The organism is Bacillus sp. JJ664 (assembly GCF_036962205.1).
In the GTDB taxonomy this organism is placed as follows: domain Bacteria; phylum Bacillota; class Bacilli; order Bacillales; family Bacillaceae_G; genus Gottfriedia.
Genome location: NZ_JBALMS010000031.1, coordinates 21,267 through 34,000 on the forward strand (window position 1 = coordinate 21,267; position 12,734 = coordinate 34,000).

Annotated in this window: 10 protein-coding genes and 1 pseudogene; all 11 read right to left on the reverse strand. The window is 33.3% G+C overall.

Annotated features, from left to right (window positions below; all coding sequences use genetic code 11):
• Positions 1–243: 243 nt before the first annotated feature.
• Positions 244–738 (reverse strand): DinB family protein, encoded by a 495-nt coding sequence (locus V7056_RS05245; RefSeq protein WP_499699952.1) that lies wholly within the window; start codon positions 736–738, stop codon positions 244–246.
• Between the two features lie 390 nt (positions 739–1,128).
• Positions 1,129–2,916: a response regulator gene (locus V7056_RS05250; protein ID WP_499699953.1), complete on the reverse strand. Its 1,788-nt coding sequence runs from the start codon at positions 2,914–2,916 to the stop codon at positions 1,129–1,131.
• Positions 2,917–3,010: 94 nt separating this feature from the next.
• Entirely contained in the window at positions 3,011–3,589 is a 579-nt protein-coding gene (locus tag V7056_RS05255) for a sensor domain-containing protein (RefSeq protein ID WP_499699955.1), read from the reverse strand.
• Positions 3,590–3,849: 260 nt separating this feature from the next.
• Positions 3,850–4,002: pseudogene (locus V7056_RS05260) on the reverse strand (erythromycin esterase family protein); the annotation flags it as partial.
• A 139-nt stretch (positions 4,003–4,141) separates the two neighbouring features.
• Positions 4,142–5,485 (reverse strand): erythromycin esterase family protein, encoded by a 1,344-nt coding sequence (locus V7056_RS05265; protein ID WP_499699957.1) that lies wholly within the window; start codon positions 5,483–5,485, stop codon positions 4,142–4,144.
• Positions 5,486–5,594: 109 nt separating this feature from the next.
• Positions 5,595–6,935 (reverse strand): erythromycin esterase family protein, encoded by a 1,341-nt coding sequence (locus V7056_RS05270; RefSeq protein WP_499699959.1) that lies wholly within the window; start codon positions 6,933–6,935, stop codon positions 5,595–5,597.
• Between the two features lie 396 nt (positions 6,936–7,331).
• Entirely contained in the window at positions 7,332–7,661 is a 330-nt protein-coding gene (locus tag V7056_RS05275; RefSeq protein ID WP_499699961.1) for a carboxymuconolactone decarboxylase family protein, read from the reverse strand.
• 91 nt (positions 7,662–7,752) lie between these two features.
• Positions 7,753–8,424: a Crp/Fnr family transcriptional regulator gene (locus V7056_RS05280; protein WP_499699963.1), complete on the reverse strand. Its 672-nt coding sequence runs from the start codon at positions 8,422–8,424 to the stop codon at positions 7,753–7,755.
• A 110-nt stretch (positions 8,425–8,534) separates the two neighbouring features.
• Complete coding sequence (locus tag V7056_RS05285; RefSeq protein ID WP_499699965.1) at positions 8,535–9,635, reverse strand: M48 family metallopeptidase; 1,101 nt, start codon at positions 9,633–9,635, stop codon at positions 8,535–8,537.
• A 614-nt stretch (positions 9,636–10,249) separates the two neighbouring features.
• Positions 10,250–11,347: a glycerophosphodiester phosphodiesterase gene (locus V7056_RS05290; protein ID WP_499699967.1), complete on the reverse strand. Its 1,098-nt coding sequence runs from the start codon at positions 11,345–11,347 to the stop codon at positions 10,250–10,252.
• Positions 11,348–11,885: 538 nt separating this feature from the next.
• Positions 11,886–12,557, reverse strand: a complete 672-nt coding sequence (locus tag V7056_RS05295; RefSeq protein WP_499699969.1) for a CPBP family intramembrane glutamic endopeptidase — start codon at positions 12,555–12,557, stop codon at positions 11,886–11,888.
• Positions 12,558–12,734 lie beyond the last annotated feature (177 nt).

The following is a 12,734-nucleotide window of genomic DNA, read 5'->3' on the forward strand; positions in this document are numbered from 1 at the left end:
TTCCAAATTAAAATTCTCCTCGATATAAACCTAATTTATATGATTATATCATTTTCAATAATGTTTCTTGTTAATACAATAAATAAAGACGCATTAGAGACTTATAGTTATTCTTTATAATTGGCTGTTTTTTAAACAGTAGTATGTTGATATAAAAGATCGGAACGTCCAATTTCGACGTTCCCACTCTTATTCTATTAAAACACACCGTAATATAATAACTGTAAAGCTAATGAAGATTTTTTAAAAACTACGTTTCCCTGCCCAAGCTCCTTGCATTTTACTTATAAGTACTATTTGTCCAATATGATATGCGTCGTGCATTGCTAAACTCTTCAGTTCAAGCATTAATGAATTATCTTCTCCTGGGACCTGTCTATACAAATCTTCATGATCTGATGTTGCTAGTAATTTTTCAAGTTCACGATGAACATAAAAGTATTCTTGTTTTGTTTCATTCCAATTTTCTAACGTCTCAGTTGGTAATCGAAATGTAGCATCATTATTTTCTGCCTGTGGTTCATTCTCTGTTTCACCAAGATATCTCATCAGAAATCTCTTTTCATAGAAAAGTAAATGACTAACTAATTCCCAAATGGAATTCATTGTTCCATCAGCTGGTTTCCAAATTGCTTGTTCAAAAGTAATATTCTTTAACACCTTTTCAAGTGGTGGAAACCATTCTTCTTTATCTAAACAGCTTGCCCATTGTTGCAACAAAAGTGTCCTTGCATCCATATTCTAATCCCTCCAATTTATTAAAAAATGCAAAAAATATCCTAATCTTTAACTAATAAACTACTTTATGGATATATATTCCATTTTATTCGCTGTAATCTAAACATTATCCTTTTCAATTTTCTTATTTATACTTTTTCAGATTATACTAGACTGTTAAATACATAAATTAAAAAAGCAACCTATAGGCTGCCTTGGATCTTCAACTATTGCATTTTTTTGACCATTTAGCTTTTCTTGTTGAGTTTTCGAAAACTAGATCGATTTTGTTATCTGCTAAAAACTTACATATTTATTTCTCTGCAATCTAACAGGCAATAAATAATTTAGAGTATTGATTGTGATGTGGCGCTACCCAACTTAGGTCTAAAGAAACAACAAACATTTTTCTCATTCAATAACTCCTATTTCTAGAGCCTTCTGGACAGCTTCTTCCTTGTTACGCACACCTAACTTTGTATAAGCCACGGAAGCATAGTTTCTGACCGTACCATTCGACAAATATAATCTTGAAGCTATCGTAGTGTATCGGAGTCCCTTTGCTACTAGCTGCAATATTTCTATCTCTCTGGCTGTTAGCTCATAAGCAGTTGCTTTTGATTGCGGTGTCTCGTTTTGCTCATCAAACTTCTCAAATATTTTGTGAGACATTTCCTGATCAATCAGGGTCCCACCTCTGTGAATAAGTCGGATCGTATTAGCTAGTTCCAAAGTTTCAATAGATTTAAGTAAAAAACCATCCGCACCGTTACGAAGCGAGTCCAACGCCTGTTCCGTATCTTGGAACGTTGTAAAAATCAATACGCGGATATGTGGCCATTGTTGCTTGATCTTTTTGGTTGCTTCGACTCCATCCATATGCTGCATATCTAAATCCATAAGTACAACGTTTGGTTGAAGATCCCCGCACAAGTCAATAGCTTGATTTCCATCTTCAGCTAAACCGACTACATTTAAATCTTCATATCTGTCAAGTAGTGTACTCAAACTTTCTCGAACAAATGGCTGGTCGTCGACAATTAACAAACGAATAACTTCATCTTTCATTTCAGTTTGTCGCGGTATTGTACATGTAACAAGCATCCCTTCATCTCGCTTTGAATGTACAGACAATTGTCCTTGCAAATTCATTGCCCGCTCTTTCATCGCATTAATACCAAAGCCTTCCTGCCATTCAACATTTCCCTTTCCATTATCTTGCACTTCCAACCTCGTATATTGTTGTTCGAACTGTAATGAAACGATAATCTCATTCCCCTGACCATGACGGACTGCATTCGTAAGGGACTCTTGTAAGCAACGAATGAACGCTATCCTCGCTTGCCGAGACAGTTGATATTCCTCTCCGAATGCTCGAAAGCTTACATTCACCCGAGCGTGCTCCTGAAATTCAGCTACAAGATTTTGTAGAGATTGAATCAATGAAAGCGATTGACACGGGGACTCCATATGATGTAGGTAACCTCTCACGTCCTCAATGCTTTTACGTCCCATTTCAAGCAGAGAATCTAACCTCTGTATACCCGTTTCGGTAACAAGCTCTGTACGCAACGTTTCCATCCCCATAATAATGGAAGTATAAGCGTGGCCAACTGTATCATGAAGCTCACTAGACAACCTGTTTCGTTCCTCTGAAAGTGTGATGCGTTCGATCTGAGACATATATTGCTCAAGTACCGCGTTTTGTTTATAAATTGCTTCATTTTGCTTATGATTGACGATTAATAAATGAAAAGCGAACCCCATTACATAAGCGAGTCCGTAGTAGGTGACCATAATCCAATAACTATTACTTGGTGCAACTGCATAGAAAATTCCAGTTATTATTAAAACTGTTATTGGAGCTGTCCAATAATAGGACAAATGCTTACTATTTGCTGCGATTAGAAACACAGATACAAGAAAAGAACTGTAAGCTTCCGGGAATAAAGCGGTTAAATAAATACATAGTCCGCCAAATAGAAGTATTTCTGTAAACAAGTAATTTTTGTAATTAAACAGTAAGGCTACCCATGGAATAGAGAAGGCAACAACCTCCCAAAGAATAATAAACCAAAGTGGTAATGTTAAACCATCCTGAAAATTTAAAGTAGCTAGGATGATAGACACACTAGTAAGTAGACGGATTCCTAACATAATCCAATCATACCAAAACCAATACTTAACCAAATCCAACAATTCATTTACCCCCTAAGTAGCCTTCCTTCTTATTTCTATATTATAGAATAATTTTTCTTGGATTTTTATACTTTTCAGTTTAGATTATAAACTTCTATCTATTTAGCTGCTGAATCATACTGTGTGTATAACCTCCAATTTTTTTTGCCAACCTATCTACTATTTTAATACTTATGAAGGTAAGCACTATACCCATAAACATCACAAGGATTGACTTGGCAAAAGTATCTATCTGCATAAAAAGGATATTCACGTTGATGTAGCGATATAATAATGGTGCCAACAGAAACATAAGTGGCATTACATAAAAAATAACTGCACTAATGAGACTGAAAATTCCAATCACAAATTTTCGCATTAACCAAAAGACAGCAGACCAGTTGCGACGATTCATAAGCTCTAGTTTCACTTGAGCCCAGTTCGATGTATCCGTTGTTACACCTCTTTTGTAAGAGTCTGTCGATATATCAGTATAAATTTTCGTTTGAATGCGCTCATATTGGATAAATGGTGTGGTAGTCTGTAGTACTCGAATAAGTAGCGGAATGCCAACCACAGTAAATGAAAGGGTGAAACTGAATATAAGAGCTACCAAGTAAAAACAAAAATAAAACAATCCTGTAACGAAAGTTTGCAATAAATAATAACCATTTTGGATGAATCTTGACTTCATAAGGTTCATCACTCCTCTCTGTTTAATAAGCCCATCATACAGTTTACTTTGTCATACTCACCAGTGTAAAAATGTCATATGACATTTTTAAATGATGCTTATAAGAGGAAAACTGCCTACTGATCGTTGATTTATTAATTAAAACAATCCCTTCTTGGCTCTGCAAGAAGGGATTGTTTTGTACTCTTATTTAATATGAGATGGACTAGTTTTTCGGATATATAAATAACATCAAACTGCCCTAGCAATGAAATACCAAAAGAAAGCACTTTATAGTTTTCTTCCACTTCTACTAGCATATCTGGTCGATGCAGTTTTACATAATCAATTACTTTATTAAAAATACTTTGATCCATAGTTTTTAAGTCAAGTCCGATATATCGGATCTTCTTTTTATTGGATGGCTCTCCACTTGATTAGTACTTTTTATCTAGTAAAAATAATCTATTTGAACCACGTCTGGTATCCAAAAGAGTGGGTTCACTTTATTTTCGGATCCCGAGAATTATTTATATAAACGTGGTATTTCAAACTACTTATATATTTAATTATTTATTTATTTATTTGAGTCGGACTTATATTTTGGATTTGTACAAGAATATCAAAGGCTTGAACTAATTTAATATCAACTGTAGTTGGAATACCAGGTCCAACGGTTGTAATACCGGCAAATATTGGATGTTGTTCATTCAACCAAGCTTTTGCCGAGCCGTTTGCTTTACGCAGGTCAATAAGGTATTGATCTTTTTTGACTTTTCCTAAAGTATAGTTATAACTGCTTGTATCTTTAGTGTCCAATACCCCATAAGGCCCATACTGTTGGTTAGTATTATAAACATTATATTTTCCTTTATATACAGACGTTCCGATTGTTACATACCTCTTTCCATAATATTCAACTAGATGCTGCCCTGACATTTTTGGATACACAAATGGTAACATATTCGTTTTAGCGATATGTCCATTATGTGCCCAAACAATTGTTTTCCCTAAATGTTTTTCTGTCCATTTTGCATTTTCATACATTGCTATATCGTGCTTCAAATAAAATTCAGAAGTGTTCTCTGGCATTTCAGTTGTCATTGTTGTAAATTGCTCAATAATTCGAGCATGTTGTTGAATCCAAGCAAATTCTTTTGAATTTCCATTTAATTTATTTTTATTCTGCTCTAGTAACTTACTTATTTGCTTACCATCTGAAATATATTTTTCTTTTTCTTCTTTTGGTAGATTACTGAACTCGTTAAGATCCTTTGTAACAAGCATAAGTCCATTTAACTTTTCTTCAAGACTAGGAACTAGGTCAGGACTATATTTCTTTACATAACTTTTTATTTTTTCATAAACACCTTTATTTACTGTTTGTATATCCATTCCAATGATCCGTATTTTCTTTTTGTGATTTGGATCTGCATTATAATTTTTTACCCATTTCAACATGTTTACAATTTCTTTCGTATTTAAGACAGGATTTAGATATTTACTTGGATCCCCCTTACCCGTAAGAACATATTTATCAAGCATTAATGCATTATCCCAATTATCTTCTAAAACTATATTTGAAAATCCTTTTTCTGAAACTAAGTAAGTAACAATTCGATGCTTCATTGCAAATATTTCATGAGCTCCATGAGTTGCTTCACCTAGACCTACAATCGATGCTGACCCAACCATTTCATTAAGTGGTTTCAGATCATGAATAGAATCAGTGGGGACCGTCGTTTTAATAGCCTTTGAATTTTTTTCAATCCATTTAACATTCAAATGGTCATTTTTAATACTTTCGTGGGTACTTATATTATTTATTAAAACCTCTGTTTTTGAGCTTGCATAAGTAGTGCCCTGAGACAATACAAAGGCAGACGTTGCGATTGCAAATATAACTTTTTTATTCATCTCTTCCTCCTTAAAATATCTTGACTTTTGGTTAAAAACATAACAATCCATTAATCTTCTTAAAAACAATCCCGTTCTTCACTCTTCAAGAAGGGATTATTTTGTACTCTTATTTAATATGAGATGGACTTGTTTTTCGGATATGAAAAATTACATCAAACTGCTCAAGCAATGAAGTATCAAAATATAATGAACCGTTTGGGACAAGTTGTCCCCCCACACTCAGTAATGGCCTCTTTTCTCTAACCCATTTCTTTGCTTGACCTTTAAGCTGACGGTTATCCAACAAAAACATATCATATGGGACTTTTCCAAGGGTATAATTGAAGCTATTCACATCTTGTGGAATAGTATCCGTCGCAAGTTTACCTCCGGTGGAAGGATTATATTCGCTGTATAAGGTGAATTTCCCCTCCGTAGTTGTACTACCAATTGTGACATAGTTATTATCTAAACGTTCTTTCAAAAACTGTCCCGCAACATTAGGGTATAATTTCTCATCGATAATACCTTTGGCGATGTGAATATTGTGTGCCCATACCATAGTTTTACCGCCAAATGTATCCTGTGCCCACATTGCATGATCAGCCAAATATTGTTCGTGTAGCTTCACTATACTTGGATAATCATTAGGAAGCAGCATTGTGGTAAATTTTTCTATTGCATTCGCCGTCGCTTTCACCCAGATAAACTCGGATGAAACTCTCAGAGAGTTAGCTTGTTCATTTTCATCTTTTAGCAATTGGACTACTTTCTCAGCATTTGCCTTAAATTTTTCTTTTTTTTCAGGAGCAAGCTGCATATATTCCTGTATACTTCCAGTGAATGATGCAAGCTCTTTATAGTTTTCTTCCACTTCTGCCAGTATATCTGGTCGATGCAGCTTTACATAATCTATTACTTTATTAAAAACACTTTGGTCCATTGTTTTTAAGTCAAGTCCGATAAATTGGATTTTCTTTTTATTGGATGGATCAGCATTATAATCTTTCATCCATTCTATCAAGGCGATAATTTCATCAGTAGGATATAACAATTTTAAAAATTCCTTAGGGTTTCCTTTTCCTGTTTGGATATATTCATTTAGCTTTAAGCCATTACCCCAATCTTCTTCCATTCCAAAATTCGTAAATCCCATCTCAGTAACCAAGTATTTTACAAGGCGAAACTTCATGGTGAAAATTTCAGAACTTCCATGAGTATTCTCTCCTAATCCTACATATTCCGCACTACCAATCATGTTCTTAAGTGGTTTTAAATCGTCAAATGGATTTGATGGTTCTATCGTTTTTAATCCCTTTGCCTGTAATTGTATTGATTTAATGATATTATGTTGGATTGGTTGAGCTGAATCTTCGACTGCTACCGTTTGAGCTTTTCCTTCTACACCACTTCCTGCGACTAATATAGCTGTACTAACCATTGCACAATACATTTTTTTCTTATTCATTATTCTCACCTCAATTGAATTTTTTTCAAAAGCAAGATTGATTCATGTTCTTACACGGATCAATTGCTTAATTCAATTGTTATTTATTCAATATCATATTTACTAGTTACATATTGTCATAAGATTATTTGACACAGATCATAAACTTAATAACAGTAAAATAAAAAGATAAATAAAAAAAAACCAAAAACTAATTTTCTTCATTTTTAGTGCCCTCTATCCAAACGGTATGTAACTTTTTCTTATGTAAATAACCTAATGTCATACTAGCAAGTCCAATAAAAAAAGAGTCATTAATTGACTCTCACTTTACAACTAAAACTCTCGATACATAAGCCTTTATATAACTCAACGATTTCTCTTTGTCATTGATCCTTCGTAAAAGCTAATGAGTGTTCAATCCCCTTCCTCGAATGCGATCAAAGAGTTAACACCATGGGCAAGAATTGCTCCTGCTCTAGTAGATGCTGCTACTAAAATAGCTTCAGTAACTTCCTCCATTGTACCTCCAAGTGCTTTATACTTGTTTATATGTACATCAATACAATACGGGCAACCAGTAACATGGGCTACTACAATAGCAATTAACTCTTTCGTTTTTTTTAAAAGAATAGTCTCTTCCTCAAAGACCGTCTTCTCAAATTGAAAATAGGCGTTTGCAGCTTCAGGGCTTTTCTTTATTAACTGTGGAATTTTCTTTAAATTTTCTGGCTTATAATATGTCATCTTATTTCCTCCTAGACTTTAAATGCTTTGTGTTTGAAACGATTTACACTTTTTATTCTAGGATTTTGCTTGAATAATTTCAGTGACTTTATCACATTACTTCTACTATTTCTTGTAATTTTTCCTTTTGAATGATAAAAATTTTACTCCGCTCCTGTTTAATCCATCCATTTCTTTCAAAATCTTTTAATGTTCTACTGACAACTTCTCTTGCAGTACCCAAGTCTATAGAAAGAGCATGATGAGTAATATAAAGAAGATTGTCGGATGTTTCACTTGATTTATGGAGCAACAAGTCGGCCAACCTTGAATTTAATGGCTTAAACGTTATATCCTCAATAAGATTTGCAACTGTTGTTATTCTTTTTATAAATAAACGATGAATATATGTATTTATTTCTTTATATTTATGTGCCCATTCCCTAAATAATTGCGCAGGTAGAACAAATAGCTCGGTTTCCTTTTCTATTTCCGCGATAGCTTCATATCCTGTCTCACCTAAAACGCTTGCTAACATGATTACACATGTGTCACCACTTCTTAATCGATACATTGTTAACTCTTTTCCTGATGGACTTATTTTATAAACTCGAATACACCCGCTAATTACAAAAGAAACATGGTTAAAAATATACCCTTCCTCAATCATTTGACGAACAGGTAGCGTCGTTATAAACCCGCTGCTATCTTTCCATTTATGTATTGGTATTTCTCTAAAAAAGGGAAATTTATTATTAATCATTTCAATCTGCTCTTTTTTCAAAAGATAACCTCCTATCAATTACGAAATAAAGCCTTGTTCATCTAAACTGCCAAATAGTAAAATAGGAGCCGAGATCGGCCTCCAGAAGTAATTGAAATTCATTAAAACAATTACTCATACATAAATGATGATCCAGCTAAATGTTGATATAGATAATAATTATATTGTTTAGTCATATTCACTTCTAAGTAACCTAGGTGATTAATTAATTCGAGTGACTTTTCATTTTCATCATATTTGGTTTCAACATTTGGTAAGTTTAAAATTCTATTTAATAGAGATGGATGTGAATGATACTCGTCTTCATTTGCTTTTAATGCTTCTACCAATGATTCATCAATATATTTTGTGTAATCTCCAATATATTCCCGGTAATGATTAAAGTAATTTTCAAATTCAAAACCATGAACAATTTTTTCACTCATATGCTCATCAATTAAACGATCGTATACATCCCCATGACTAACTATCTTACATAAAGCTTCTTTAACAATCTCATTTCCACAAATTAATGTTGCGATGTAATCCGCTCTGTACTCTCTATCTCTTGAAATACTCATATTATATTTATGAAAAATACTAAGATAATACTTCATTAGCATATTTGGTAAAATCATTGGGACTGAAATAATTCCTAAATGTCTACCATTATAATTAAAAACTGATGATATATAGTCTAAATATGTAGCAGCACCCTTATAGACTGGAAGTACAATACGGCTATAAAATAAGTCTCTGCCTGTAAAATGAGCAAATTCATGAGCCAATATAGCTCTAAGTTCATTAATAGATAATACATTTAATAATGGTAAACTAATAGATAATATTCTACCTTTTGCAACTCCGTTAAAGACTCTAATTTTTCCATTTGATACGAAAAAATTTGACTTAATATGTAAAATAATTGAATCTGGCATTTTAGTATTCATTTGTTTTGAAAGTTCATTAATAAGGTGGTGTAATTTTGGATGATCGGAAGGACTAATTAAAATTGCAGGTTCAAAATGTTTATTTTTAAATAATGTAGATACGATTGCTATTACACTGCTTATTAGTCCAATTAAAATTCCAAAGAAAGGTAAAGCCGCAAGTAAATAAATGGCTAAGTTTGCAAATCCCATTTCACCCACAAATTTATTAATTAAATAATTAATGAAAAGAATTAATCCGCAACCAATCAAAACGATTAAAAATGTTGAAATTATTATCATTAAATATACTCCAGGAACAAATAAAAGAGATGCGAAAATTTTCTTTTTTGATATTTGAGGTTCACATACTTTTCTATTCTCTAACAATATTACACTTCCTTTTTTTGTGGTAATACACAGTATTTAAGTTAATTTATTCAACGAGATAGTTTTTTAATCCTGCATCAACCTAAAATCAGAGGAATCTTCAAATACTATATTCCTGCTTTTAAAAAAAGAGTTGTACTTAACTTCTGTAACTTTTCCCCAAAAAACATGGAAGAATGGAAAGTACACTTAACATTTTTCGCGTTGCTCGAAATAATCCCCTTCAATTATTAAAATACGTACCTATTTGCGAATCTTTCACTTAAACTATACTGCCATTTACTCCTATAAAAAAGAACAGCCAAAGGCTGCTTACACTATTCAACTAACACGCCAGTTAGTTGAATAACGAAAGATTCATCTAACAGTAAAAAGCTAGGCTAACCTAAAGATATGAAATAACAAAAGCACCTATCTATGTTTAAAATAGATGGTGCTTCTAAAATGAATCCCATTACTGCAAATTTGTTACAAAATAGTTACTTCATAAGAGATTAGTAAAAAAGTATTTAAAGAGATAAGTAATACTACTTATAAGTAGAGTGGCTCTTAGGTAGCTTTAGAGCATTCTTCTCCATTACAACACGTAGTTGGTCAGGGAAATCAGTGATGATTCCATCAACACCATCATCAATAAGCTTTTGCATGGTTGGTTGGTCGTCAACCGTCCATGGAATGAGCTTCATTCCATATTTGTGAGCTTCCTGAACCATACTCTTCGTCACATATGGTATATAGTTTTCATCAGTAATTTTACCATTTTGTGGGAAGCCATGTACTGGAGAGATAGCATCTACTCCTAACGAATGTGCCGCAGCAAGGAGGTCTCCATCAAAGTCATCGATATCAATTCCACCTAACCACGGTGAGGCACCTGGCTGTCCCGGTTGTAGGAACTGTGGTCCGTTGGTTAGGGCAACGAGAGGCAATTGAGGTTCAACCTCATGCATCCGCTTGAGCGCACCCCAATCAAAACTTTGAATTGACACTCGGTCGAGCATCCCAGCTTCGCGAACTTGTTTAGCAACAATTTGTACGAATTCTTCTCGAGGAGCTGTCTCCTCAGGTGCCCCCGCCTCAACTTTCGTCTCGATATTCATCCAAACTTTGTTAGCTTTGTAGCGTTTGACAAGGTCAAAAACCTCAGTAAGTAGTGGCATCCGAGCACCAGGGCTCAGTTGCTGACCAGGGAATTGTGGCAACCCTTTTGAACCACAGTCTAGTGTCCGTACTTGTGCAAGGGTTAAATTTTTTATGTACTTGCCCACGTATGGGTATTCTGTATCACCAATGAATGCCGGTCTCGAATCTGTGCACTTGGCACCCGAGATTTTGCGGTCGTGGGTAATAACAGCTTGATGATCTTCTGTAATCTGCACGTCAAGCTCAAGTGTGCTCACACCAAGTTCTAATGCATGTGAGAATGATGCAATTGTTGACTCAACAGTTAGCCCCAGTCCACCACGGTGTGCCTGCAAATCAAAACCTTTAGGACCAAATCTTTTTGAGTTATGTGACATGGATGAATACTCTTTCTTAGAGGTAGATTGTGCTGATACTTGGCTAACTCCTGAAAACACCATAAGTGATGCAATTGTCGCTATTACAAATTTTTTTCCTGTCATTTATTACTCATCTCCTTATAAAATCTATTACTCTTATAAGTTTAGATGAATGATGTAAAATTCTTTCAATTACTAGAATAAAAAGGTGTAAAGAAAAGTAAACGAAAAATTGAAAAATGTAACACTATTAATATATGAACAGGATTAGATAATTTAATGTTTTTCTACCATTAAATACCTAGAGGAAAGTCTAAACGGGTAAATGCTTAATCAAGTAGTATTTTTCTTACCTTTGGAGCGCTTTCCAATTATATCCATCCCTCTATAAACAATTATATTTAATTAATTATCCTTTTCTTATTAAACTCCCCTGCCAAATTGCACAATAAAAAGGCTGCAAAACAGCCTTTCATGAACTTCAACTAACGCGCCAGTTAGTTGCATAAGGATAGAAATATTATTTAAAAATTCTTTGATAAAACAAAACTAAAAAACTCATTCTTCTTAAGCCATCTTAGTGAAGTCTTTGTTAACTGTTTTAGAAAAATAATAAACAAATAGAAGTAATAGAATCATAAATGGAATAATATTTAAAGGGTTACTGATAAATTGATAATAAGCTTCCCGTATGTTTATTATCAGGAATACTTTGCAATGCGTTATACATGGCGTGTAAAAATATAGGGGCTATTAATGATTTACTAGTATAAAATACGTAACAACAAAGCATTCCAAATAAAAATGTAAAAGAAAATACAATTACATTTTGATGTATTAAACCAAAAATGATTCCATTTATTAAAATAGATTTATAAATTCCTATATGTTTTGTTTTCTGAAACAATAGTCCTCGAAAACAAATTTCTTCAACTAGTGGTGTAATCATGGCACCGGTGATCATGGAATAAATAAAGGTAGAGAATGAATATTTATAGTTTTGAATTGAATGATCATTTAAAAGTTCCGATAGGAGCGTAATTAAACCATGAGTGATTGGTTGAAATAAGATAGCTAGAATTATTAAATGAATATACATTTTAATAGGGATTTTAACGATTTTCAAATCCCGTTTCAAAGTAATTTTCTTTTTTCTTAGTAAATAATAAGTAGGCATCAAATAAAAAATAATTTCAGATGCTAGATAGTAAACATAATTTACTTGTATGTTCATTGCTCCTAAAAGGGAAATAAACACAAGATTTCCAAGTCGAAAAAATATAATAATAAATAAGATGTATTTAATAGTTTGTTTTAAGTTGATATTTTCCAATGTCTTCATCCTCAAATTGATGTTATTTATAGTGATTTTATCATCTTGAATTGAACTCCAATACCACCAATAGTAGGGTTTTTCTTATTCAACCATCCTGCCAATTAGCACAATAAAAAAATGGACTACCGAAGCAATCCATCGTTATGCAACTAACGCGCCAGTTAGTTTAATAAG